We start from the raw sequence: 24796 nt of genomic DNA, 5'->3' as shown, positions 1-24796 counted from the left end.
GGTGGGCGGGGTCGCACGACCCGACAGGAGAGCCGTGATCATCGACGCCCACCAGCACGTCTGGGACCTCGACCGGGTCGCCTACCCGTGGCTCGGCCGGCAGCACGGCCCGATCCACCGGACCGTCGCCCAGGAGGAGGTGCTGCCGCGGCTCCGGGCGCACGGCGTCGACGCCGTCGTGCTGGTGCAGGCCGCCGACGACGACGCCGACACCGCGCTGATGCTCGATACCGCGGCCGCGCACCCCGCGGTCGTGGCCGTCGTCGGGTACGTGCCGCTGGAGGACCCCGACGCCACCGCGGCCCGGCTGCCCGCCCTCGCGGCCGACCCCCTGGTCGTCGGCATCCGGAACCTGATCCACGACCGGCCCGACGCCGACTTCCTGCTGCGGCCGGAGGTCGGCGAGAGCCTGGGCCTGGTCGCCGCCGCGGGGCTGGCCTTCGACGTCGTCGGGGTGCTGCCCCGTCACCTCGAGCACGTGCCCGTGCTCGCCGCCGAGCACCCCGGCCTCCGGCTCGTGGTGGACCACCTCGGCGCGCCCCCGCTCGACGGCCCGCCGGCGGACCTGGACCGGTGGCGGACGCTGCTGACCCGGGCGGCGGAGGCGCCGCAGGTGCACGCGAAGGTGTCCGGCCTCTACCCCGACGGCGGCCTGGACGCCCGCTCGGCCGAGCTGCTGCGCCCGGTGGTGGCCCACGCCGTCGAGGTCTTCGGGCCCGAGCGGCTGATGTACGGCGGCGACTGGCCGGTCTCGCTGCTGGCCGGCGGCTACGACGCGGTGTGGGACAGCGTGCAGCCGCTGCTCGCCGGGCTCGGGGCGGACGCGGCGGCCGCGGTGCTCGGCGGCACCGCCGCCCGGGTCTACCGGGTCGACCCGGCCCGGCTGGCCGCGGCCGCGGCGTCGGGGGAGCGGGCGTGACCGGCGTGCAGGCCCGGGGGCCCTTCGACCTGACCGGCCGGACGGCGGTGGTGACGGGCGCCTCGCGCGGCATCGGGGCGGCCGTCGCGGCGGGGCTGCTGCGGGCCGGCGCCGACGTCGTCGGGCTGCAGCGCGGGCCGGTGCCCGAGGAGCTGGCGCGGCTGGCCGCCGAGTGCGGGCGCCACCTGCACCGGGTGCCGGTCGACCTGGCCGACCCGGTCTCGGTCGACGACGCCGTGGCGGCCGCCCTCGCGCTCGGGCCCGTCGACATCCTGGTCAACAACGCCGGCACCCAGGTCCGGCACCCGGCCGAGGACTTCCCGCTCGCCGACTTCGACGCCGTGCTCGCGGTCAACACCCGCGCGGTGTTCCAGCTGTGCCAGGCCTTCGGCCGGCCGATGCTGGAGCGCGGCTGGGGCCGGGTCGTCAACGTCGCGTCGCTGCTCAGCTTCCAGGGCGGCCTCCGGGTGCCCGCCTACGCCGCGTCCAAGGGCGCGGTCGCGCAGCTGACCAAGGCGCTCTGCAACGAGTGGGCGGCGCGCGGCGTCGCCGTCAACGCGGTGGCGCCCGGCTACGTCGACACCGACATGAACGAGGCCCTGCTCGCCGACGCCGAACGGCACGCCGCCATCTCCGCCCGCATCCCGGCCGGCCGCTGGGGACGGGGGGAGGACCTGGCGGGCGCCGTCGTCTTCCTCAGCTCCGAGGCTGCCGCCTACGTGCACGGGGTGGTGCTGCCGGTCGACGGCGGCTGGCTGGCCCGCTGACCGCCGGCCGGGCAGCCGGTCCGCGGGCGACCCGCGCTCCCAGCCTGCCGCCGGCGCCCGAGCCCGGAGACCGAGCCCGGAGGCCGTCGAAGGGTCAGTCGACGTGGAAGACCTCGGGCAGGACGGCCCACCAGTCGCCCTCGGCGCGGCCCTCGAGCGGGCGCTGCATCGGCATCGTCAGCTGCCACCACTCCTGGGTGACCGGGTCGGCGGCCATCGCCGCCTGGTCGGCCTCGTAGTCCTCGCCGATGTACTCGAAGTAGGCGAACAGCAGCAGCTCGGGCTCGCGCAGGAAGATGGAGTAGTTCCGGATCCCGCAGGCGTGGATGGTCCGCAGGACGTCCGGCCACACCGAGGCGTGCAGCTCCTGGTAGCGGGTCACCGCCTCGGGGGCGAGTCCGACGATCTGGGCGACGCGCTGCATGGCTCTCCTGTCCTCGGCGGGTGCCCGAGTCTAGGCCGCGGGGTCCCGCCCGGGCCCCCGGCGGGGCCGCGCCGGGGGCCGACGGGCCGGTTGTGGCGATGTGCTTGCCAGGCCGGGCCCGGCGGGTATGCTTCCCGCAAGCGTTCGGCGAGGCCGGCGCGGTTCGAGTGCCCTGCACTCCCGCGCCCCGGGTCCGGTTTGACCGTTCTGGTTCGTCCTGCCCTCGGACTTGTCAAACCAGGGACTGCTCCCTAGACTAGAACCTTGCCCTCCGCATTCGTCGACCCGTTTCGCTTGACGCGGGCCGTTCGGCGTGCGCGGAGGCCGGTCTGGTCCGTCCACGCGGGCGTCCGGACCTGACACACGTGAACTCATCCAACTTCATAGCTCCACCCGCCCGAGAGTCTCGGAAGGACCCACTGTTGGCCGCCTCGCGCACCGCCTCGAACACCAAAGTCGTCTCATCCACCGGCCGCATCTCGTTCGCGAAGATCGCCGAGCCGATGGAGGTTCCCGATCTCCTCGACCTGCAGGTCGACTCCTTCGACTGGCTCGTCGGCAACGACGCCTGGCGCACGCGGGTCGACTCCGCGCTCGCCGAGGGCCGGACCGACGTCAACACCAAGTCCGGTCTGGAGGAGATCTTCGAGGAGATCTCCCCGATCGAGGACTTCTCGGGCACCATGTCGCTGTCGTTCCGCGACCACCGCTTCGAGCCCCCGAAGAACAGCGTCGAGGAGTGCAAGGACCGCGACGTCACCTACGCGGCCCCGCTCTTCGTCACCGCTGAGTTCATGAACAACGAGACCGGCGAGATCAAGAGCCAGACCGTGTTCATGGGCGACTTCCCGCTGATGACCGACAAGGGCACCTTCGTCATCAACGGCACCGAGCGCGTCGTGGTCTCCCAGCTCGTCCGCAGCCCCGGCGTCTACTTCGAGCAGACCACCGACAAGACCTCGGACAAGGACATCTTCACCTGCAAGATGATCCCCAGCCGCGGTGCGTGGCTCGAGTTCGAGATCGACAAGCGCGACATGGTCGGGGTCCGCCTCGACCGCAAGCGCAAGCAGAACGTCACCGTGCTGCTCAAGGCGCTCGGCTGGACCGACGCGCAGATCCTCGAGGAGTTCGGCCAGTACGAGTCCATGCGGCTCACCCTGGAGAAGGACCACACGTCCACCCAGGACGAGGCCCTCCTCGACATCTACCGCAAGCTGCGCCCCGGCGAGCCGCCGACGCGCGAGGCCGCGCAGGCGCTGCTGGAGAACTACTACTTCAACCCGAAGCGCTACGACCTCGCCAAGGTCGGCCGGTACAAGATCAACAAGAAGCTGGGCCTCGACGAGCCCTTCGACAAGCAGGTCCTCACCACCGACGACATCGTGGCGGCCATCCGCTTCATCGTCGCGCTGCACGACGGCAAGGAGGTGCTGGACGCCCCCCGCGGCGAGCTGCTGGTCGAGGAGGACGACATCGACCACTTCGGCAACCGTCGCCTGCGCACCGTGGGCGAGCTGATCCAGAACCAGCTCCGCACCGGCCTCGGCCGGATGGAGCGCGTGGTGCGCGACCGGATGACGACCCAGGACGTCGAGGCGATCACGCCGCAGACCCTGATCAACATCCGGCCCGTCGTCGCGGCGCTGAAGGAGTTCTTCGGGACCTCGCAGCTGTCGCAGTTCATGGACCAGACGAACCCGATCGCGGGCCTGACGCACAAGCGCCGCCTGTCCGCGCTCGGCCCGGGTGGTCTGTCCCGTGACCGCGCCGGCATGGAGGTCCGCGACGTCCACCCCTCGCACTACGGCCGCATGTGCCCGATCGAGACCCCGGAGGGCCCGAACATCGGCCTGATCGGCTCGCTCGCGTCCTTCGCCCGGGTGAACGCGTTCGGCTTCGTCGAGACGCCGTACCGCAAGGTCGAGAACGGCCAGGTGACCGACCAGATCGACTACCTGACCGCCGACGTCGAGGACCGCTACACGATCGCCCAGGCGAACGCCGCGCTGACCGAGGACCTGCACTTCGCCGAGGAGCGCGTGCTGGCCCGCCGTCGCAAGGCCGACCCGGACACCGTGCCGGCCAACGACATCCAGTACATGGACGTCAGCCCCCGGCAGATGGTGTCCGTCGCCACCGCGATGATCCCGTTCCTCGAGCACGACGACGCCTCCCGCGCCCTGATGGGTGCGAACATGCAGCGCCAGGCCGTCCCGCTGATCCGTTCCGAGGCCCCCTTCGTGGGCACCGGCATGGAGTACCGCGGCGCGGTCGACGCCGGCGACGTCACGACGGCCTCGCAGGGCGGTGTGGTCACCTCGGTGAGCGCCGACCTGATCGAGATCGCCTACGACGACGGCAGCTACCGGACCTACCGGCTCAGCAAGTTCAAGCGCTCCAACCAGGGCACCGCCATCAACCAGCGGCCCCTGGTCCGTGACGGGCAGCGCGTCGAGGCCGGCACCCCGCTGGCCGACGGCCCCTGCACCGACGGCGGCGAGATGGCGCTCGGGCGCAACCTGCTCGTGGCGTTCATGCCGTGGGAGGGCCACAACTACGAGGACGCCATCATCCTCAGCCAGCGCGTCGTCCAGGACGACCTGCTGACCTCGATCCACATCGAGGAGCACGAGGTCGACGCCCGCGACACCAAGCTGGGCGCCGAGGAGATCACCCGGGACATCCCGAACGTCTCCGAGGAGATGCTGGCCGACCTCGACGAGCGCGGGATCATCCGCATCGGCGCCGAGGTCTCGACCGGTGACGTCCTGGTCGGCAAGGTCACGCCCAAGGGCGAGACCGAGCTCACCCCCGAGGAGCGGCTGCTCCGCGCGATCTTCGGCGAGAAGGCGCGCGAGGTGCGCGACACCTCGCTGAAGGTGCCCCACGGCGAGTCCGGCACCGTCATCGGCGTCCGCGTCTTCGACCGCGAGTCCGACGACGAGCTCTCGCCCGGCGTGAACCAGCTGGTCCGGGTCTACGTCGCCCAGAAGCGCAAGATCCAGGACGGCGACAAGCTCGCCGGCCGGCACGGCAACAAGGGCGTCATCTCCAAGATCCTCCCGGTCGAGGACATGCCGTTCATGGAGGACGGGACCCCGGTCGACATCGTGCTCAACCCGCTGGGCGTGCCCAGCCGGATGAACGTCGGCCAGGTCCTCGAGACCCACCTGGGCTGGGTCGCCAGCCAGGGCTGGGACCTCGCGGGCGTCGAGGGTGCGTGGGCCGAGCGGCTCCGCAGCGTCGGCCTCGAGCACGTCGACGGCAACACCAACCTCGCCACCCCGGTCTTCGACGGGGCGACCGAGGAGGAGATCACCGGTCTGCTCGGGAACACCAACCCGACGCGGGACGGCGACCGCCTGGTGAACGCCGACGGCAAGGCCAACCTGTTCGACGGCCGCTCCGGTGAGCCGTTCCCGATGCCGGTGGGCGTGGGCTACATCTACATGCTGAAGCTCCACCACCTGGTCGACGACAAGATCCACGCCCGTTCCACGGGTCCCTACTCGATGATCACGCAGCAGCCCCTGGGCGGTAAGGCCCAGTTCGGCGGCCAGCGGTTCGGCGAGATGGAGGTGTGGGCCCTCGAGGCCTACGGCGCCGCCTGGGCCCTGCAGGAGCTGCTCACGATCAAGTCCGACGACGTCCCCGGCCGCGTGAAGGTCTACGAGGCCATCGTCAAGGGCGAGAACATCCCCGAGCCGGGCATCCCCGAGTCGTTCAAGGTGCTCGTCAAGGAGATGAAGTCGCTCTGCCTGAACGTCGAGGTGCTGTCCTCCGACGGCACCGAGGTGGAGCTGCGGGACTCCGAGGACGACTACCGCGGCGGCGAGGACTTCGGCATCGACCTGTCCCGCCGTCCGGGCGAGTCGCTCGGCGTCGAAGAAGTCTGATCCGTCTCCCCGGTCCGTCGGAGGGCGTCCTCCGACGGACCGGGGCCGGATCGGTCCACAGCATTTGAGATCGCGTACTAAAGAGAAGAGACAAACAACGTGCTCGACGTGAACTTCTTCGACCAGATCCGCATCGGCCTCGCGACGGCCGACGAGATCCGTGGTTGGTCCCACGGTGAGGTGAAGAAGCCGGAGACGATCAACTACCGCACGCTCAAGCCCGAGCGCGACGGCCTGTTCTGCGAGAAGATCTTCGGCCCCACCCGGGACTGGGAGTGCTACTGCGGCAAGTACAAGCGCGTGCGCTTCAAGGGCATCATCTGCGAGCGCTGCGGCGTGGAGGTCACCCGCTCCAAGGTCCGCCGCGAGCGGATGGGCCACATCGAGCTCGCCGCCCCGGTGACCCACATCTGGTACTTCAAGGGTGTGCCGTCCCGGCTGGGCTACCTGCTCGACATCGCGCCGAAGGACCTCGAGAAGGTCATCTACTTCGCCGCCTACATGATCACCGCCGTCGACGACGAGGCCCGCCACCGCGACCTCTCCTCGCTCGAGGGCAAGATCGACGTGGAGCGCAAGCAGCTCGAGGGCCGCCGCGACTCCGACATCGAGAACCGGATGAAGAAGCTCGAGGAGGACACCGCCGGCCTCGAGGCCGAGGGTGCCAAGGCCGACGCCAAGCGCAAGGTGCGCGAGGGGGCCGAGCGCGAGGTCAAGCAGCTGCGCGACCGCGCCCAGCGCGAGCTGGACCGCCTCGACGCCGTCTGGAACCGGTTCAAGAACCTCAAGGTCCAAGACCTCGAGGGCGACGAGATCCTCTACCGCGAGATGAAGAACCGCTTCGGCAAGTACTTCGCCGGCTCGATGGGGGCGGACGCGATCCAGAAGCGTCTGCAGACCTTCGACCTGGAGGCCGAGGCCGCCTCGCTGCGCGAGACCATCCAGACCGGCAAGGGCCAGCGCAAGACCCGCGCCCTGAAGCGGCTCAAGGTCGTCTCCGCGTTCCTGTCGACCCAGAACAGCCCGGCCGGCATGGTGCTGGACTGCGTCCCGGTCATCCCGCCGGACCTGCGCCCCATGGTGCAGCTCGACGGCGGCCGCTTCGCGACGTCGGACCTGAACGACCTGTACCGCCGCGTGATCAACCGGAACAACCGCCTCAAGCGGCTGCTCGACCTCGGCGCGCCCGAGATCATCGTCAACAACGAGAAGCGGATGCTCCAGGAGGCCGTGGACTCGCTGTTCGACAACGGCCGTCGTGGCCGTCCGGTCACCGGCCCGGGCAACCGGCCGCTGAAGTCCATCTCGGACATGCTGAAGGGCAAGCAGGGCCGGTTCCGCCAGAACCTGCTGGGCAAGCGCGTCGACTACTCCGGCCGTTCGGTCATCGTCGTCGGCCCGCAGCTCAAGCTGCACCAGTGCGGCCTGCCCAAGGCGATGGCGCTGGAGCTGTTCAAGCCCTTCGTCATGAAGCGGCTCGACGACCTCAACCACGCGCAGAACATCAAGTCCGCCAAGCGCATGGTCGAGCGTCAGCGTCCCGTGGTGTGGGACGTGCTCGAGGAGGTCATCTCCGAGCACCCCGTGCTGCTGAACCGGGCGCCCACCCTGCACCGGCTGGGCATCCAGGCGTTCGAGCCGCAGCTCATCGAGGGCAAGGCCATCCAGATCCACCCGCTCGTCTGCACCGCGTTCAACGCGGACTTCGACGGCGACCAGATGGCTGTCCACCTCCCGCTGAGCGCGGAGGCGCAGGCCGAGGCCCGCATCCTCATGCTGTCGACCAACAACATCCTCAAGCCGGCCGACGGCCGTCCCGTGACCATGCCCACCCAGGACATGATCATCGGCCACTACTTCCTGACCATGCAGGTCGACGGAGCAGCGGGCGAGGGGCGTGCGTTCGGCTCGGTGGCCGAGGCCCTGATGGCCTTCGACCGCAAGGAGCTGTCGGTCCAGGCGAAGATCAAGCTGCGCCTCACCGACCTCGTCCCGCCGGCCGGCCACGCGCTGGCGCCCAACGGGTCGGTCATCCTCGAGACGACGCTGGGTCGCGCCCTCTTCAACGAGGCGCTGCCGGCCGACTACGCCTACTGCGACTACGAGGTGGGCAAGAAGCAGCTGGGGCAGATCGTCAACGACCTGGCCGAGCGCTACCCCAAGGTCGACGTGGCCTTCTGCCTGGACGCCCTGAAGGACCTGGGCTTCCACTGGGCCACCCGCTCGGGCGTGACCGTGTCCATCGGCGACGTGACCACCCCGGCCAACAAGGCCGAGCTGCTCGCGGGCTACGAGGACCGGGCGTCCAAGATCGACAAGCAGTACGAGCGCGGTCTGATCACCGAGGACGAGCGTCGTCAGGAGCTCATCGAGATCTGGACCGACGCGACGTCCAAGCTCGGCGCGGCCATGGAGGCCAACTTCTCCAAGACCAACCCGATCTACATGATGGTCCACTCCGGTGCCCGCGGGAACATGGTGCAGATGCGCCAGATCGCCGCCATGCGCGGCCTCGTGGTGAACCCGAAGGGCGAGATCATCGCCCGGCCCATCAAGTCGAACTTCCGTGAGGGCCTCTCGGTCCTGGAGTACTTCATCTCCACCCACGGTGGTCGCAAGGGGCAGGCCGACACCGCGCTGCGGACGGCCGACTCGGGTTACCTGACGCGTCGGCTCGTCGACGTCAGCCAGGACGTCATCATCCGCGAGGACGACTGCGGCACCGAGCGGGGTCTGACCAAGACCATCGCGGTGGGCGAGGACGGCGCGCTGGGGCTGCACGAGTACGTGGAGACCGCGGTCTACGCCCGCACGCTCGCCACGGACGTGCTCGGCTCCGACGGCGACGTGCTGCTGCCGGCCGGGACCGACCTGGGCGACGTCAACATCGGCCTGCTGGTGGCCAACGGCGTCACCACGGTCAAGGTCCGCAGCGTCCTCACCTGTGAGGCCGTGACCGGCACCTGCGCCATGTGCTACGGCCGTTCGCTGGCCAGCGGCAAGCTGGTCGACGTCGGCGAGGCCGTGGGCATCGTGGCCGCGCAGTCCATCGGCGAGCCCGGCACCCAGCTGACGATGCGCACCTTCCACACCGGTGGTGTGGCCGGTGACGACATCACGCAGGGCCTGCCCCGCGTGGTCGAGCTCTTCGAGGCCCGGCAGCCCAAGGGCAAGTCGCCGATCTCCGAGGCCGCCGGCCGCGTGCAGATCGAGGACAGCGACCGGCTCCGGAAGATCACCATCACCCCGGACGACGGGTCGGAGGCCGCCGAGTTCTCGGTGTCCCGCCGCGCCCGCCTGCTGGTGGAGGACGGCAGCCACGTCGAGGTCGGCCAGCAGCTCACCGCTGGTACCCCCGACCCGCACGACGTGCTCCGGGTGCTCGGTGTCCGTCGGGTGCAGGAGCACCTGGTGGACGAGGTGCAGTCGGTGTACCGCACGCAGGGTGCCCCGATCCACGACAAGCACATCGAGATCATCATCCGGCAGATGCTGCGCCGGGTGACCGTGATCGAGTCCGGGGACGCCGACCTGCTGGCCGGCGACCTGGTCGACCGCCTCACCTACGAGGGCCAGAACCGCAAGGTCGTGGCCGAGGGTGGGACGCCGGCCTCCGGTCGTGCCGTGCTCATGGGCATCACCAAGGCGTCGCTGGCCACCGAGTCGTGGCTGTCGGCGGCGTCCTTCCAGGAGACGACGAAGGTCCTGACCGACGCGGCCATCAACGGCAAGTCGGACAGCCTCATCGGGCTCAAGGAGAACGTCATCCTCGGCAAGCTGATCCCGGCGGGCACCGGTCTCGACCGGTACCGCAACATCCGGGTGGAGGCGACCGAGGAGGCGAAGGCGCAGGCCTACTCGATGGTCGGCTACGACTCGTTCGACTACGACTTCGGTCAGGGTTCGGGCGCGGCCGTGCCGCTCGAGGAGTTCGACCTCGGCGACTACCGCTGAGCTAGGCAGGAGCAGGACCGCCGGAGGGCGGGTCGGGGACACCCGGCCCGCCCTCCGGCGCGTTCCGGGGTCGGGACCGGCCGGGTACGCCCCGGCGGCGGTCCCGGCCCGCGGCGCCGGTCGTGACCCGGGACCGGCGCCGGGTCGTCAGCGGCTGGCGGCGCGGCGGAACTGCCAGGTGGTGAGCGGGATGAAGACCACCAGGACGACGGCGGACCAGATCAGGGTGTAGATGACCGGGTGCTGGAGCGGCCAGACCGTCGCGGGGGAGGTGAGCGCGTCGTTGCCGAACAGCTCCCGCGCGGCCAGGGTGATGGCCGAGACCGGGTTCCACTGCGCGAAGACCTCCAGGGGGCCGGGCAGCGACTCCAGGGGGACGAAGGTGTTGGCGATGAAGGTGATCGGGAAGATGACGATGAACGACGCCTGGTTCACCACCTCGACGCTGGGCACCAGCAGGCCGACGAAGGCCATCACCCAGGAGATGGCGTAGGCGAAGACCAGCAGCACCAGGTAGCCGGCCAGCGCGTCGAGGAACGAGCTCCGGATCCGCCAGCCGACCAGCAGCCCCGTCAGCGACATCACCACCAGCACGATGACGTTGTTGACGACGTCGGAGAGCGTGCGGCCGGTGAGCACCGCCGTCCGCGACATCGGCAGCGACCGGAAGCGGTCGATGATGCCCTTCTGCACGTCGTCGGCCAGCCCGGCGCCGGTGGTCGTCGCCCCGAAGATGACGGTCTGGGCGAAGATGCCGGCGATGAGGAACTCGCGGTACTGCTGCGGGTCGCCACCGGAGATCGCGCCGCCGAAGACGTAGGCGAACAGCAGCACGAACATGATCGGCGAGAGCGTGGTGAAGACCAGCAGCTCGGGGACCCGGCGGATCTTGATGAGGTTGCGCTGGGCGACGACCAGGCCGTCGCCCAGCGAGCTGAGCACGCTCACTTCTCCTCCTCGGCGGCGTGGCCGGTCAGGGACAGGAACACGTCGTCGAGCGTCGGGCGCCGCAGCCCCACGTCGTCGACGGTGACGCCCGCGGCGTCCAGCCGGCGGAGCGCCTCGACCAGCACGCCCGCCCCGCCCGTGACCGGGGCGACGACGCCCCGGGTGTGGGCATCGGCGCTCACCGGGCCGGCCGCCAGCCCGCCGAGCACGGAGACCGCCGTCTCCAGCTGGTCGGGGACCGAGACCGTGAGCTCCAGCCGCTCGCCGCCCACCTGCGCCTTGAGCGCGTCGGAGGTGCCCTGGGCGATGACCAGCCCGTGGTCGATGACGACGATCTCGTCGGCCAGCCGGTCGGCCTCCTCCAGGTACTGGGTGGTGAGCAGCAGCGTCGTGCCGCCGGCGACCAGCGACCCGATGAGCTCCCAGATGTCGATGCGGCCCTGGGGGTCGAGGCCCGTCGTCGGCTCGTCGAGGAACAGCACCTCGGGCTCGGCGACCAGCGCCGCCGCCAGGTCGAGCCGGCGCCGCATGCCGCCCGAGTAGGCCTTGGCGGGCTTGCCGGCCGCGTCCTCCAGCCCGAACTGGCGCAGCAGCTCGCGCGCCCGGTCCCGGCTCCGCGCCCCGCCCAGGTGGTAGAGCCGGCCCACCATGACGAGGTTCTCCATCCCCGTCAGGTACTCGTCGACCGCCGAGTACTGGCCGGACAGCCCGATCCGCTCGCGGACGCCGCCCGGGTCGGCCAGCACGTCGACCCCGGCCACCTTCGCCGAGCCGGCGTCGGGGCGCAGCAGCGTCGTCAGGCAGCGGACGGTCGTCGTCTTCCCGGCGCCGTTGGGGCCGAGCAGGCCGAGGACGGTGCCCCGGGGCACGGCCAGGTCCACCCCGCCCAGGGCGGTGAAGCTCTTGTAGCGCTTGACGAGGCCGTGCGCCTCGATCGCTAGGTCCATGCGCGGACAGTAGCGGAGGCCGCCGACAGAAACCCCGGCGTCGGCGTCAGGAGGTGCGGGCTCAGACGGCCGCGCGGTCCAGGTGGGTGAGGATGTCCTCGACGGTCTCGTCGGGGGTCTGCGCGCTGGAGTCCAGCCAGTAGCCGATCTGCGCGGTCTCGCGGCGGAGCACCTCGTCGAGGGCGCCGGGGGAGAAGTGCACGTAGCCCGACTTCGCCCGCTGCTCCTCCCGCCACTCCAGGGCGGACACGCTGGGCGAGAGCACGACGAGGTGGCGCCGGGGCGTGGTGATGCGCTCGACGAAGTGCTCGAGCTCGGTGCCGATGATGACGTCCTGGACCACGGCGTCGAAGCCGGCGGCGGCGTACCGGTCGGCGGTCCGGGCGGCCAGCTCGTAGCGCAGCTGCAGCTGGGCGGTGGCCTCCGGGTCGGCCTGGGGCGTCATGTCGGCCCGTCCGTTGACGACCATCTTGCGGAAGACGTCGCCCCGGATGTGCACCGAGCGCGGCAGCCGGCGGGCCAGCAGCTCGGCCACCGTCGACTTGCCGGCCGCCATCGCCCCGGTGATGACGATGACCCTGCCCTGCTCCGCGCTCACGGGACCATCCTGCACGGGCGGGGCGCCGGATGCCCAGGATTACGCAGCTGCGGTGATCTACGGCCTGCAGGACCGCACCTGCGGTACTACGCTGCCCCCGTGCCCCGCTACCGCATCGCCCACGCCGCCGCCCTCCTCGGCGTCTCCGACGACACCGTCCGGCGGTGGGTGGAGTCCGGGCGGCTGCGGGCGGTCGAGGGGCCCGGGCCGGTCCAGGTGGAGGGCCGCGACCTCGCCGCCCTCGCCCAGCAGGTGGCCACCGCACCCGAGCTGGGCAGCCCCGTCGCGGCGAGTGCCCGCAACCGGCTCACCGGGCTGGTCACCCGGGTGGTGAAGGACACCGTGATGGCCCAGGTCGACCTGCAGTGCGGCCCGTTCCGGGTCGTCTCGCTGATGTCGGCCGAGGCCGCCACCGAGCTGGGGCTGGAACCGGGCGTGCTGGCGGTGGCCTCGGTCAAGTCCACGCACGTCGTCGTCGAGGTCCCGGAGCGCCCGTGAGCCCCCAGCGCCGCGCGGCCCTGCTGGCCCTCGCCCTGACCCTGCCGCTCACCGCCTGCGCCCCGGACGCCCCGGCGCCGGCCGCCGGCGAGGCGCCGTCCGGGACCGTCACCGTCCTCGCCGCCGCCTCGCTCACCGAGGCCTTCACCACCCTCGGCGAGCAGTTCGAGGCCGCCCACCCGGGGACCACCGTCACCTTCTCCTTCGGCTCCAGCGCGACGCTCGCCGCGCAAGCGGTGCAGGGTGCGCCCGCCGACGTCCTCGCCGCCGCGAGCACCGCCACCATGGCCACCGTCACCGACGCGGGGGCCGCCGCCGACCCGGTCGACGTCGCCACCAACACCCTCGAGATCGCCGTCCCGCCCGGCAACCCCGGCGGGGTGCGCGGCCTCGCGGACCTCGCGGACCCGGACCTGCGGGTCGCCCTCTGCGCCCCCCAGGTGCCCTGCGGTGCGGGCGCGGAGCAGGTGCTGCGCGCGGCCGGGGTGACGGCGGCGCCCGACACCCTGGAGTCCGACGTCAAGGCCGTCCTGCAGAAGGTGACGGCCGACGAGGTCGACGCCGGCCTGGTCTACACCACCGACGTCCGCGCCGCGGGCGACGGCGTCGAGGGGATCCCCGTGCCGGAGGCCGCCGACGCGCCCAACCGCTACCCCGTCGCCGTGCTGACCGCCAGCCGCAACCCGGTCACGGCCCGCGCCTTCGTCGACCTGGTGCGGTCGGCCCCCGGTCAGCAGGTGCTGGCCGGCGCCGGCTTCGGCCCGCCGTGACCCGGACCGGCGGAACGCCCCGGACCGCCGACGTCCGGGGCCGGGTGCCGTGGGTGCTCGGGCTGCCCGCTGCCGTGGCCCTGCTCTTCCTGCTCGGCCCGCTCGTCGGCCTGGTCCTGCGCGCCCCATGGGGCCAGGCTGGCTCCCTGCTGACGTCCGGCGGGGCCCTGCAGGCCCTCCGGCTCTCCCTGGTCACCGCCACCGCCTCGACCGCCCTGGCGCTCGTCCTGGGGGTCCCGCTCGCCTGGCTGCTCGCACGGCCCGGGCTGCGCGGCGGGCCGGTGCTCCGGGCGCTGGTCACCGTGCCGCTGGTGCTCCCGCCCGTCGTCGGCGGGGTCGCGCTCTTCACCGTGCTGGGCCGGTCCGGTCTGGTCGGCCGGCCGCTGCACGCTCTCACCGGCTTCGCGTTCCCCTTCACCCCCTACGCGGTGGTGCTGGCCCAGGTCTTCGTGGCCCTGCCCTACCTGGTGCTGGCCGTCGAGGGGGCGCTGCGCGGCGCCGACCGGCGCTACGAGGAGGCCGCCGCCACGCTGGGCGCCCGGCCCGTGACGGTCTTCCGCCGCGTCACCCTGCCCCTGGTGGGGCCGGGGATCGCGGCCGGGGCCGTGCTGGCCTGGGCGCGGGCGCTGGGGGAGTTCGGCGCCACCATCACCTTCGCCGGCAGCTTCCCCGGCACCACCCGCACCATGCCGCTCGAGGTCTACCTCGCGCTGGAGACCGACCCGGGCGCGGCGCTGCTGCTCTCGGTGCTGCTGCTGGCGGTCTCGGTCGCCGTGCTGGCGCTGCTCCGCGACCGCTGGACCGCCCGGTGGTGAGCGGGCTGGCGGCCCGGCTCGTCGTCGAGCGCCCGGGCTTCCGCCTCGACGTGGACCTCGCCGCCGCCCCCGGGGAGGTGGTGGCCCTGGTGGGGCCGAACGGGGCCGGGAAGTCGACGGCCCTGCGCGCCCTGGCCGGCCTGCTGGCCCTGGACGAGGGCCGGGTGGAGCTCGACGGCCGTGTGCTGGCCGACGCCGCCACCCGGCTGCACCGGCCGGCCCACGAGCGGGGCGTCGGCGTCGTCTTCCAGGACTACCTGCTCTTCCCGCACCTGTCGGTGCTCGACAACGTCGCCTTCGGGCTGACGGCCCGCGGCCGTCCCCGCGCGGAGGCGCGCGCGGTCGCCGCCGGCTGGCTCGAGCGGGTGGGGCTGGCCGCGCTGGCCGCGGCCCGGCCCCGCACCCTGTCCGGCGGGCAGGCGCAGCGCGTCGCGCTGGCCCGGGCGCTGGCCCCCGGGCCCGGTCTGCTGCTCCTGGACGAGCCGCTGGCGGCCCTCGACGTACGCACCCGGCTGCTCGTCCGCGGCGAGCTGCGCCGGCACCTGCAGGCGTTCGGCGGTGCGGCCGTCGTCGTCACCCACGACCCCGTCGACGCGGCCGTGCTGGCCGACCGGCTGGTGGTCGTCGAGGACGGCCGGGTGGTGCAGACCGGCACCCCGGCCGCCGTGGCCGCGCGCCCGCGCACCGACTACGTCGCCCGGCTGGTCGGGCTCAACCTGCTGGGGGGCGACGGCGTCGACGGCGTCGTCCGGCTGCCCGGCGGGGGACGGGTGCACGGCCCCGACGTCGTCGGCGGCCCGGTCCGCGCCGCCTTCCGCCCGGCCGCCGTCGCGCTGTTCACCGCGCGGCCCGAGGGCTCGCCCCGCAACCTGTGGGCGGGCCGGGTGACCGGTCTCGAGCCGCACGGCGCCGGCGTCCGCGTCGAGGTGGCCGGGGCCCCGGACGCGGGGAGCAGCATCCTCGCCGAGGTCACCCCGGCCGCGGTGGCCGAGCTGGACCTGCGGCCCGGGTCGCCGGTCTGGGCGGCGGTCAAGGCGTCCGACGTGACCGTCTACCCCGACGGCCCCGCGGCCGGCCCGTAGCGTGGCCCCGTGGACCTGGCCGCCTCCTCCCTGCCGCTGCTGGGCACCTGGACGGGCCTGGAGCGGCTGACCGCTGCGGACGGGTCGACGACGACGGCCCGCGCCTCGCTGGTGCTGCACCTCGACGTCGGGGGCACCGCCGTGGTCGCGGACTACCGCAGCGTGCGGGCCGACGGCGCCGAGCTCACCGCGCACGGCGTCCTGCGGGCCGGCGCCCACGACGCGGTCACCGGCTGGCTCTTCGACTCCGCGGGCGGCCCGCCGGCCGTCCTGGCCGGGAGCCTCGACGCCGCCGGCCTGGTGCTGACCGGTGACGGCCGCCGGCTCCGGGTCACCGGCGACGGCGACGCCCTGGAGCTGGCGGTCACCCGGGAGGCCGCCGACGGCCGGCGACCGCTGCTCGACGGCCGCTACCGCCGCCTCACCGGGCACTGAGGCCGGCGCCGGAAACCCGGAGGGCCGGACGGGCCCGGTCGCCTACCCTGGGCCGGTGGGTCAGATCCTCTCCGTCAACGTCGGCCGCGCCGAGCCGAACCCGTACAAGTCCGCGAAGTCGACGGGGATCGGCAAGCGGCCCGTCGACGGCCCCGTCGAGGTGCGCGCGCCCGGGCCCAAGCGGGGCGGCCTGGGCAGCGGCCTGGTCGGGGACTTCGTGGGCGACACGCAGCACCACGGCGGGGACCTGCAGGCCGTCTACGCCTTCCAGCGCGAGGACCTCGACGCCTGGGCCGAGCGGCTGGGCCGCGAGCTCCCGAACGGCTTCTTCGGGGAGAACCTCACCACCACCGGGATGGACGTCAACGAGGCCCGCGTCGGCGAGGTCTGGCAGATGGGCGACACCCTCCGGCTGCAGGTCACCTCGCCCCGCATCCCCTGCGCGACCTTCCGCGGCTGGATGGGGGAGCGGGCGTGGGCCAAGACCTTCGTCGCCGCCGGCCGCCCGGGCACCTACCTCAGCGTCGTGGTGCCCGGCGCCGTCCGCGCGGGCGACGAGGTCACGGTGGTGCACCGGCCCGAGCACGACGTCACCGCCGCCCTCGTGTTCCGGGCCACCACCACCGAGCGCGACCTGCTCCCGCAGCTGCTCGCCGCCGGCGACGACCTCGAGCCCGAGATCGCCGAGGCGGCCCGCGAGCGCCGCCTCGTCGTCCTCGACTGAGCCCGCCGACGGCCCGGAATACCGCGACCCCCGCCCCGGTTGCACCTCGTGCACCCCGGCGTGGCTCCGCCGTGGGCGGAGGCGACCGGTGCAGGGTCAGGTTCTTTTGACCGCTCGGAGTGCGCCGGGTAGCCTAGATCCTTGTGTTCGGGCTTGCCCGACCTCTCGTGCGTGCCCCGAGTGTCTTGCGACGTGGCCGAGCGCGCACGGCGGGCTCCCCAGCGTCGCTGGGAACCCGCTCCCCGCAGTTCCAGCCATGGCAGTGAGTCAGTGCCGCGCTCCGCGCAGCCCAAGAGAAAGAGATAGGACGCAGTGCCCACAATTCAGCAGTTGGTCCGCAAGGGCCGGGCGGACAAGGTGAGCAAGAACAAGACGCCGGCGCTCAAGGGTTCGCCCCAGCGTCGCGGTGTGTGCACCCGCGTGTACACCACCACCCCCAAGAAGCCGAACTCCGCTCTGCGCAAGGTGGCGCGTGTCCGCCTCTCCTCCGGGGTCGAGGTCACGGCCTACATCCCCGGCGTCGGCCACAACCTGCAGGAGCACTCGATGGTGCTCGTCCGCGGCGGTCGCGTGAAGGACCTGCCCGGCGTCCGCTACAAGATCATCCGCGGCTCGCTCGACACGCAGGGCGTGAAGAACCGCAAGCAGGCTCGCAGCCGCTACGGCGCGAAGAAGGAGAAGTAATGCCTCGCAAGGGCCCCGCCCCGAAGCGTCCGCTCCCGGTCGACCCGGTCTACGGCTCCCCGCTGGTCACCCAGCTGGTGAGCAAGATCCTCGTCGACGGCAAGAAGACGATCGCCCAGGGCATCGTCTACACCGCGCTCGACGGCACCCGCACCAAGACCGGTGTGGACCCCGTCCAGACCCTGAAGCGCGCGCTGGACAACGTCCGCCCGGCGCTGGAGGTCAAGAGCCGCCGCGTCGGCGGTGCGACCTACCAGGTGCCGATCGAGGTCAAGCCGAACCGCGCGACGACCCTCGCGATGCGCTGGCTGGTCAGCTTCGCCCGCGCCCGCCGCGAGAAGACGATGTCCGAGCGCCTCATGAACGAGATCCTCGACGCCTCCAACGGCCTCGGTGCCGCCGTGAAGCGCCGCGAGGACACGCACAAGATGGCTGAGGCCAACAAGGCCTTCGCCCACTACCGCTGGTAACCCACCCAGCACCACTACCCGGTCTCTCCGCCGGCGGGGTCACCACCCCGCCCGGCACGGACAGGTCGGACCACTCCCGAACGAGAGGTTGAAGACGCCGCGATGGCTGTCGACATCAAGACTGACCTGTCCAAGGTCCGCAACATCGGCATCATGGCCCACATCGATGCCGGTAAGACGACCACGACCGAGCGCATCCTGTTCTACACCGGCATCAACTACAAGATCGGTGAAGTGCACGAGGGTGCGGCGACGATGGACTGGATGGAGCAGGAGCAGGAGCGCGGCATCACGATCACGTCCGCCGCGACGACCTGCCACTGGCACGACACCCAGATCAACATCATCGACACGCCCGGCCACGTGGACTTCACCGTCGAGGTGGAGCGTTCGCTCCGCGTCCTCGACGGTGCCGTCGCCGTCTTCGACGGCGTGGCCGGCGTCGAGCCGCAGAGCCAGACCGTGTGGCGCCAGGCCGACCGCTACAAGGTCCCGCGCATCTGCTTCATCAACAAGCTGGACCGCACGGGCGCGAGCTTCGACTTCTGCGTCTCCACGATCAAGAGCCGCCTGATGGCCATCCCGGCCATCCTGCAGCTGCCGATCGGCTCCGAGGGCGGCTTCCTCGGCGTCGTCGACGTCGTCCGCATGCGTGCCCTCACGTGGCGCGGCGAGACCACGATCGGCGAGGACTACACGGTCGAGGAGATCCCGGCCGACATGCGCGAGCAGGCCGAGCAGGCCCACGCCGACCTCATCGAGCTGGTCGCCGAGTACGACGACACGCTGATGGAGGCCTACCTGGCCGAGGACGAGGCGGCCATGACGCCCGACCTCATCGACGCCGCGATCCGTCGCGCCGTGCTCTCCTCCAAGATCACCGCCGTGCTCTGCGGCAGCGCGTTCAAGAACAAGGGCGTCCAGCCCCTGCTCGACGCGGTCATCGCCTACCTGCCGTCCCCGCTGGACGTGCCGGCCATCGACGGGTTCAAGCCCGGCGACGAGTCGACCGTCATCGAGCGGCACCCCGACGACAGCGACCCGTTCTCCGCGCTCGCGTTCAAGATCGCCGCGGACCCTCACCTGGGCCGGCTCACCTACATCCGCCTCTACTCGGGCAAGCTCGAGGCCGGCTCCACGGTGCTGAACAGCACCAAGGGCCGCAAGGAGCGGATCGGGAAGATCTACCAGATGCACGCGAACAAGCGTGAGGAGATCGCCAGCGTCGGCGCCGGCCAGATCGTCGCGGTGATGGGTCTGAAGGACACCACCACGGGCGAGACGCTGTCCGACCAGGCGAACCCCGTCGTGCTGGAGTCCATGGACTTCCCCGCGCCGGTCATCGAGCAGGCCATCGAGCCGAAGACGAAGTCCGACCAGGAGAAGCTGGGTGTCGCCATCCAGCGGCTCGCGGAGGAGGACCCGACCTTCCGGGTCCACACCGACGACGAGACCGGCCAGACCATCATCGCCGGCATGGGCGAGCTGCACCTCGAGGTGCTGATCGACCGGATGAAGCGCGAGTTCCGCGTCGAGGCCAACATCGGCAAGCCGCAGGTGGCCTACCGCGAGACGCTGCGCCGCCCCGTGCAGAAGATCGAGTACACCCACAAGAAGCAGTCGGGTGGCTCGGGCCAGTACGCCCGCGTGATCATCGACCTCGAGCCGCTGGAGCCGGGTTCTGGGTACGAGTTCGTGAACGCCGTCACCGGTGGCCGCATCCCCAAGGAGTACATCCCCGCGGTGGACAACGGCATCCAGGACGCCATGCAGTTCGGCGTGCTGGCCGGGTACGCGGTGGAGGACATCAAGGTGACGCTGCAGGACGGCGCCTACCACGACGTGGACTCCTCCGAGCTCGCGTTCAAGATCGCCGGCTCGATGGTCTTCAAGGAGGCCGCCCGCCGCGCCGACCCCGCTCTGCTGGAGCCGGTGATGGCCGTCGAGGTGACCACCCCGGAGGACTACATGGGCACCGTCATCGGTGACCTGAACTCCCGCCGCGGGCAGATCCAGGCCATGAACGACGTCCACGGCAACAAGGTCGTCGAGGCCCTGGTGCCGCTGTCGGAGATGTTCGGCTACGTCGGCGACCTCCGGTCGAAGACGTCCGGCCAGGCGTCGTACTCGATGGAGTTCCACTCCTACGCCGAGACGCCGAAGTCGGTCTCGGACGAGATCATCCAGAAGGCCCGCGGCGAGTGATCGTCGTTCCGGTCCGGGGCTGACCGGGGGGCTCGTCCCCCTGGTACCCCGGTCCGGACGGGCCCGGTCGAGACCCCCGTTTTGACTGAGCCTGCCCCCGGCCCCAGAATTGACCGGCACAACCCGGTCAGCACAGACCAGCAATCCGTAGTCGCCCCGCGAGCGCGAGGCGAGGAATCCAGAAGGAGCCCCAGTGGCCAAGGCCAAGTTCGAGCGGACTAAGCCGCACGTCAACATCGGCACCATCGGGCACATCGACCACGGCAAGACCACGCTGACCGCGGCGATCACCAAGGTGCTGCACGACAAGTACCCGACCCTCAACCAGGCGTCGGCCTTCGACCAGATCGACAAGGCGCCCGAAGAGCGTCAGCGCGGCATCACGATCTCGATCGCGCACGTCGAGTACCAGACCGAGTCGCGGCACTACGCCCACGTCGACTGCCCCGGTCACGCCGACTACATCAAGAACATGATCACCGGTGCGGCCCAGATGGACGGCGCGATCCTCGTGGTCGCCGCCACCGACGGCCCCATGCCCCAGACGCGCGAGCACGTGCTGCTCGCCCGCCAGGTCGGCGTGCCGGCGATCGTCGTCGCGCTGAACAAGTGCGACATGGTCGACGACGAGGAGATCCTGGAGCTCGTCGAGCTCGAGGTCCGCGAGCTGCTCAGCGAGTACGAGTTCGACGGCGACGAGACCCCCGTGGTCCGCGTGGCTGCGTTCCCGGCGCTGAACGGCGACGAGAAGTGGGCCGACGCGATCATGGAGCTCATGGGCGCGGTCGACACCTTCATCCCGCAGCCCGAGCGCGAGATCGACAAGCCGTTCCTGATGCCCGTCGAGGACGTCTTCACGATCACCGGTCGTGGCACCGTCATCACCGGCCGCATCGAGCGCGGTGTCGTCAAGGTCAACGAGACCGTCGACATCATCGGCATCCGCACCACGAAGCAGACCACCACGGTCACCGGCGTGGAGATGTTCCGCAAGCTGCTCGACGAGGGCCAGGCGGGCGAGAACGTCGGCCTCCTGCTCCGCGGCACCAAGCGCGAGGACGTCGAGCGCGGCATGGTCGTGATCAAGCCGGGCACGACCACCCCGCACACCGACTTCGAGGCGCGCGTCTACATCCTCTCGAAGGAGGAGGGCGGCCGTCACACGCCGTTCTTCAACAACTACCGCCCGCAGTTCTACTTCCGGACGACGGACGTGACCGGTGTGGTGAACCTCCCCGAGGGCACCGACATGGTCATGCCGGGTGACAACACGGACATGTCCGTGCAGCTCATCCAGCCCATCGCCATGGAGGAGGAGCTGAAGTTCGCCATCCGCGAGGGTGGCCGGACCGTCGGCGCCGGCCGGGTCACCAAGATCCTCAAGTGACCCACCCGGTCAGCTGACCGCTGACCAACCGCACGCAGGCCCCGGACCTCACGGTCCGGGGCCTTCGTCGTCCCCGGGGCCCGGTGGCCCCCGTCGCGTCCGCCTACCATCGCCGGGTGGAAGCGAACACCCAGGCCATCGTCCGGCTCGCCTGGTCCCGGCTCCTGGGCCTGCCGGACGACACCCTCGACCCCGCGGCGAACCCGGTCCGCGTCGTCCGCTCCGACACGGCGGACGACGCGATGGTGGTGCGGCTCTGGGACACCTGGGTCGTGCGCGGTCCGGGCTGGTTCCACGACCGCACCGCCGACGCCGACCCGGCCGCCCTCGTCGACCCCGGCACCCTGCTGCGCACCTGCGCCGGCCACCCGGCCCGGCTCGTCGGGCACGCGGTGCTCGGCTTCACCGACCGCTACGCCGAGCCGTCCGTGCCCGGCTCGGTCGCCCTCGAGGACGTGCCGGTGGACGACGCGCCGGCGGCGGCCGCGGCCCTGGAGCGGGCCTGCCCGCCCGACGACGTCCGCGAGGTCGGGCTGGCGGAGATGGGCCGGCTGTTCGTCACCCTCGACGACCGCGACCAGCCGACGTCGGGGGCCGGCTACGACGAGTGGCAGGGCCTGCTGGGCCACCTCGGGGTGCTGACGCCCCCGGAGCTGCGCGGGAGCGGCTGGGGCACCGTCGCGGCCGCGCTGGCCCTCAACGACGCCCTGGACGTCGGGCTGGTGGCGCAGTGGCGGGCCCGCACCGACAACGCGGCCTCCCGCCGGGTGGCCCGCAGGCTCGGCTTCGCGGCGGCGGGGGAGCAGAGCACCGTCACGCTCGGCTAGCGCTGTCGGCGGGCCGGTCTAGGGTGAGCGGGACGCCGACCACCCAGGGAGCCCCATGCGCCGCACGACCGCCCGCCTCGTGGCCCTGCTGGCGGTGCTCTGGCTGGCCGCGGCCTGCTCGGCCGGGGCGCCGCGGTCCACGCTGGACGAGGTCCGCGACTCGGGGGTGCTGCGGGTCGGCACCGAGGGCACCTACACCCCGTTCAGCTACCACGACCCGACGACGGGCGCGCTGACCGGCTACGACGTCGAGGTCATCACCGCCGTCGCCGGGAAGCTCGGCGCGGAGCCCGAGTTCGTCGAGGCGCCCTTCGACGCGCTGTTCGCCAGCCTGGTCTCCGACCGCTTCGACGTCGTGGCCAACCAGGTGACCCGCAACCCGGAGCGTGAGGCCCAGTACGCGCTGTCCCAGGGCTACACCTACTCCCAGGGCGTGATCATCACCCGCGCCGACGACGACTCGATCACCGGCCTGGCCGACCTCCGGGGCAAGACGACGGCCCAGAGCTCCACCAGCAACTGGGCCGGCGTGGCCGAGGAGGCCGGGGCGGAGGTGGAGGCCGTCGAGGGCTTCACCCAGGCGGTCACCCTGGTCAAGCAGCAGCGGGTGGACGCCACCGTCAACGACAACCTGGCCGCGCTGGAGTACTTCACGACCACCGGCGACACCGCGGTGAAGGTGGCCGCCGAGACCGGGGACACCAGCGAGCAGGTGCTCGCCATGCGCCAGGACGACACCGAGCTGCGCGACGCCGTCAACGGCGCGCTGGCCGACCTGAGCGCCGACGGCACCCTGGCGTCGATCTCCGACAGGTACTTCGGCGAGGACGTCTCGACCGGCACGGCCGACGCGGCCCAGCCCAGCCAGCAGCCGGTGGTGACGCAGACGACCTGGGAGCTGGTCAAGGCCTCGGCGGGGCCGATGGCGCTGGCGGCGGTCAAGGCCACCATCCCGCTGACGGTGATCAGCTTCGTCGTCGGGCTGGCCATCGCGCTGGTGGTGGCGCTCATGCGGCTCTCGTCGGTGCCGGTGCTCGCGCAGGTGGCCCGGGTCTACATCTCGCTGATCCGCGGCACCCCGCTGCTGGTGCAGCTGTTCCTCATCTTCTACGGCCTGCCCGGGCTCGGGCTCACCTTCAACCCGTTCACCGCGGCCGTCATCGCCTTCAGCCTTAACGTCGGCGGCTACGCGGCCGAGGTGATCCGCTCGGCGATCCTGTCGGTGCCGCGCGGCCAGTGGGAGGCGGCGTCGACGATCGGCATGGGCTACACGACGACGCTGCGCCGGGTGATCCTGCCGCAGGCGGCGCGGACCGCCGTGCCGCCGCTGTCCAACACCCTCATCTCGCTGGTCAAGGACACCTCGCTCGCCTCCGTGGTGCTGGTCACCGAGCTGCTCCGGGTGGCGCAGGTCGCGGCGGCGCCCACCTTCCAGTTCTTCGCCCTCTACGGGGTGGCCGCGCTCTACTACTGGCTGATCTGCCTCGTGCTGTCCTTCGGCCAGCAACGCCTGGAGCACCGACTCGAGAGGGGCGTCAGCCGATGAGCGACCCCACCCCGCAGGACGCCCGGCCGCTGGTCGAGGTGGCCGACCTGCACAAGCGCTTCGGGGACAACGAGGTCCTCCAGGGCGTCGACTTCACCGCCGGCGCCGGCACGGTGACGGTGCTGATCGGCCCCTCGGGCTCGGGCAAGACGACGGTGCTGCGCTCGCTCAACGGGCTGGAGGTGCCCGAGCAGGGCTCCGTGCGGATCGGCGACGTCGCAACCGAGTTCGCGTCCCGCCCCGACAAGCGGGCGCTGGCCCGGCTGCGCGGCCAGAGCGCGATGGTGTTCCAGTCCTACAACCTGTTCCCGCACCTCACCGTGCTGGAGAACGTGATGATCGGCCCGCGGGTGGTGCAGCGCCGGCCGGCCGAGGAGGTCCGCACCGAGGCCCTCGGCCTGCTGGACCGGGTGGGGCTGGCGGCCAAGGCCGAGCAGCGACCCTTCGAGCTCTCCGGCGGCCAGCAGCAGCGGGTGGGCATTGCCCGGGCCCTGGCCCAGCGGCCGGAGCTCATGCTGTTCGACGAGCCCACCTCGGCGCTGGACCCTGAGCTGGTGGGGGAGGTCCTCGCGGTCATGCAGGACCTGGCCGGCGAGGGCTGGACGATGGTCGTCGTCACCCACGAGATCCGCTTCGCCCGCTCGGTGGCCGACCAGGTGCTGTTCCTCGACGGCGGCGTCGTGCTGGAGCGGGGCGCACCCGCCCAGGTGCTCACCGACCCGCAGCAGGACCGCACCCGCACTTTCCTCAAGCGCATCCTCGACCCGATCTGACCCGGCCGAGCCCCGAGCCTGGCGAGGGGCCGCTCCGCGCCCTGACCGACCCCGCGCCCTGAGCCCGTCGAAGGGCGGACTCCCGGCGCCCTGGCCGACCCCGCGCCCTGAGCCCGTCGAAGGG

The 24796-nt window shown here is 71.9% G+C and carries 21 protein-coding genes; 17 read left to right on the top strand and 4 right to left on the bottom strand.

Annotated features, from left to right (window positions below; translation table 11 throughout):
- Window positions 1-34 precede the first annotated feature (34 nt).
- A complete protein-coding gene (locus JOF54_RS07620) occupies window positions 35-919 on the top strand; it encodes an amidohydrolase family protein (protein ID WP_210054434.1) in 885 nt (294 codons plus the stop codon).
- Window positions 916-1686, top strand: coding sequence for an SDR family oxidoreductase (locus JOF54_RS07615; protein ID WP_307803942.1), 771 nt, complete (start codon window positions 916-918; stop codon window positions 1684-1686). The genes JOF54_RS07620 and JOF54_RS07615 overlap by 4 nt, the downstream gene beginning before the upstream one ends.
- A gap of 94 nt (window positions 1687-1780) precedes the next feature.
- Here JOF54_RS07615 and JOF54_RS07610 read toward each other — a convergent pair whose 3' ends face one another.
- Complete coding sequence (locus tag JOF54_RS07610; protein WP_210054432.1) at window positions 1781-2110, bottom strand: L-rhamnose mutarotase; 330 nt, start codon at window positions 2108-2110, stop codon at window positions 1781-1783.
- Window positions 2111-2532: 422 nt separating this feature from the next.
- On the opposite strand from JOF54_RS07610, the gene rpoB reads away from it, so the two are divergent.
- Together rpoB and JOF54_RS07600 are read left to right on the top strand one after the other, a co-directional pair.
- Window positions 2533-6009 carry a DNA-directed RNA polymerase subunit beta gene (gene rpoB, locus JOF54_RS07605; RefSeq protein ID WP_210054430.1) on the top strand — a complete coding sequence of 1159 codons (3477 nt, stop codon included), beginning with the start codon at window positions 2533-2535 and terminating at the stop codon, window positions 6007-6009.
- A 99-nt stretch (window positions 6010-6108) separates the two neighbouring features.
- The gene (locus JOF54_RS07600; protein ID WP_210054427.1) at window positions 6109-9963 is read left to right on the top strand and encodes a DNA-directed RNA polymerase subunit beta'; all 3855 of its coding nucleotides are present in this window, start codon (window positions 6109-6111) and stop codon (window positions 9961-9963) included.
- Between the two features lie 147 nt (window positions 9964-10110).
- On the opposite strand, the gene JOF54_RS07595 is transcribed toward JOF54_RS07600, so the two are convergent.
- The 3 genes from JOF54_RS07595 to JOF54_RS07585 all read right to left on the bottom strand — a co-directional run bounded on the left by JOF54_RS07595 (window position 10111) and on the right by JOF54_RS07585 (window position 12456).
- Window positions 10111-10911 carry an ABC transporter permease gene (locus JOF54_RS07595; RefSeq protein ID WP_210054425.1) on the bottom strand — a complete coding sequence of 267 codons (801 nt, stop codon included), beginning with the start codon at window positions 10909-10911 and terminating at the stop codon, window positions 10111-10113.
- Window positions 10908-11858, bottom strand: a complete 951-nt coding sequence (locus tag JOF54_RS07590; protein ID WP_210054423.1) for an ATP-binding cassette domain-containing protein — start codon at window positions 11856-11858, stop codon at window positions 10908-10910. Before JOF54_RS07590 ends, JOF54_RS07595 begins: the two co-directional genes overlap by 4 nt.
- 61 nt (window positions 11859-11919) lie before the next feature.
- On the bottom strand, window positions 11920-12456 hold the full coding sequence (locus tag JOF54_RS07585) for an AAA family ATPase (protein WP_307803941.1): 537 nt from the start codon (window positions 12454-12456) through the stop codon (window positions 11920-11922).
- Window positions 12457-12555: 99 nt separating this feature from the next.
- Between JOF54_RS07585 and JOF54_RS07580 the strand changes: the two genes are divergently transcribed.
- From JOF54_RS07580 to JOF54_RS07520, 13 genes are all read left to right on the top strand, one after another.
- Complete coding sequence (locus JOF54_RS07580) at window positions 12556-12954, top strand: TOBE domain-containing protein (RefSeq protein WP_210054421.1); 399 nt, start codon at window positions 12556-12558, stop codon at window positions 12952-12954.
- Window positions 12951-13724 (top strand): molybdate ABC transporter substrate-binding protein, encoded by a 774-nt coding sequence (gene modA / locus JOF54_RS07575; RefSeq protein WP_210054420.1) that lies wholly within the window; start codon window positions 12951-12953, stop codon window positions 13722-13724. The genes JOF54_RS07580 and modA overlap by 4 nt, the downstream gene beginning before the upstream one ends.
- The gene (locus tag JOF54_RS07570; protein WP_307803940.1) at window positions 13721-14539 is read left to right on the top strand and encodes an ABC transporter permease; all 819 of its coding nucleotides are present in this window, start codon (window positions 13721-13723) and stop codon (window positions 14537-14539) included. The genes modA and JOF54_RS07570 overlap by 4 nt, the downstream gene beginning before the upstream one ends.
- Window positions 14536-15621 (top strand): sulfate/molybdate ABC transporter ATP-binding protein, encoded by a 1086-nt coding sequence (locus JOF54_RS07565; protein ID WP_307803939.1) that lies wholly within the window; start codon window positions 14536-14538, stop codon window positions 15619-15621. Before JOF54_RS07570 ends, JOF54_RS07565 begins: the two co-directional genes overlap by 4 nt.
- Before the next feature lie 9 nt (window positions 15622-15630).
- Window positions 15631-16056 carry a hypothetical protein gene (locus JOF54_RS07560; protein WP_210054418.1) on the top strand — a complete coding sequence of 142 codons (426 nt, stop codon included), beginning with the start codon at window positions 15631-15633 and terminating at the stop codon, window positions 16054-16056.
- 55 nt (window positions 16057-16111) lie between these two features.
- Window positions 16112-16780 (top strand): MOSC domain-containing protein, encoded by a 669-nt coding sequence (locus tag JOF54_RS07555; RefSeq protein ID WP_210054416.1) that lies wholly within the window; start codon window positions 16112-16114, stop codon window positions 16778-16780.
- Window positions 16781-17092: 312 nt separating this feature from the next.
- Window positions 17093-17464 carry a 30S ribosomal protein S12 gene (gene rpsL, locus JOF54_RS07550; RefSeq protein WP_091414459.1) on the top strand — a complete coding sequence of 124 codons (372 nt, stop codon included), beginning with the start codon at window positions 17093-17095 and terminating at the stop codon, window positions 17462-17464.
- Window positions 17464-17934, top strand: a complete 471-nt coding sequence (gene rpsG / locus JOF54_RS07545) for a 30S ribosomal protein S7 (RefSeq protein ID WP_210054414.1) — start codon at window positions 17464-17466, stop codon at window positions 17932-17934. Before rpsL ends, rpsG begins: the two co-directional genes overlap by 1 nt.
- Before the next feature lie 102 nt (window positions 17935-18036).
- Window positions 18037-20139, top strand: coding sequence for an elongation factor G (gene fusA / locus JOF54_RS07540; RefSeq protein WP_210054412.1), 2103 nt, complete (start codon window positions 18037-18039; stop codon window positions 20137-20139).
- Between the two features lie 193 nt (window positions 20140-20332).
- On the top strand, window positions 20333-21526 hold the full coding sequence (tuf, locus tag JOF54_RS07535; protein ID WP_210054410.1) for an elongation factor Tu: 1194 nt from the start codon (window positions 20333-20335) through the stop codon (window positions 21524-21526).
- Window positions 21527-21642: 116 nt separating this feature from the next.
- On the top strand, window positions 21643-22353 hold the full coding sequence (locus JOF54_RS07530) for a GNAT family N-acetyltransferase (RefSeq protein WP_210054407.1): 711 nt from the start codon (window positions 21643-21645) through the stop codon (window positions 22351-22353).
- A gap of 55 nt (window positions 22354-22408) precedes the next feature.
- Window positions 22409-23899 carry an ABC transporter substrate-binding protein/permease gene (locus JOF54_RS07525; RefSeq protein ID WP_210054404.1) on the top strand — a complete coding sequence of 497 codons (1491 nt, stop codon included), beginning with the start codon at window positions 22409-22411 and terminating at the stop codon, window positions 23897-23899.
- Window positions 23896-24672, top strand: coding sequence for an amino acid ABC transporter ATP-binding protein (locus JOF54_RS07520; protein WP_281073345.1), 777 nt, complete (start codon window positions 23896-23898; stop codon window positions 24670-24672). The genes JOF54_RS07525 and JOF54_RS07520 overlap by 4 nt, the downstream gene beginning before the upstream one ends.
- Window positions 24673-24796: the final 124 nt, after the last annotated feature.

The organism is Microlunatus capsulatus (assembly GCF_017876495.1).
GTDB classification, from domain to species: Bacteria; Actinomycetota; Actinomycetes; order Propionibacteriales; family Propionibacteriaceae; genus Microlunatus; species Microlunatus capsulatus.
This window is presented reverse-complemented; position numbering and strand designations above follow the sequence as displayed.

Coding starts and splice junctions, on each gene's coding strand:
- JOF54_RS07590 (WP_210054423.1), bottom strand. CDS start 11,858: ATGGACCTAGCGATCGAGGCGCACGGCCTCGTCAAGCGCTACAAGAGC.
- rpsG (WP_210054414.1), top strand. CDS start 17,464: ATGCCTCGCAAGGGCCCCGCCCCGAAGCGTCCGCTCCCGGTCGACCCG.
- fusA (WP_210054412.1), top strand. CDS start 18,037: ATGGCTGTCGACATCAAGACTGACCTGTCCAAGGTCCGCAACATCGGC.
- JOF54_RS07520 (WP_281073345.1), top strand. CDS start 23,896: ATGAGCGACCCCACCCCGCAGGACGCCCGGCCGCTGGTCGAGGTGGCC.
- JOF54_RS07610 (WP_210054432.1), bottom strand. CDS start 2,110: ATGCAGCGCGTCGCCCAGATCGTCGGACTCGCCCCCGAGGCGGTGACC.
- JOF54_RS07525 (WP_210054404.1), top strand. CDS start 22,409: ATGCGCCGCACGACCGCCCGCCTCGTGGCCCTGCTGGCGGTGCTCTGG.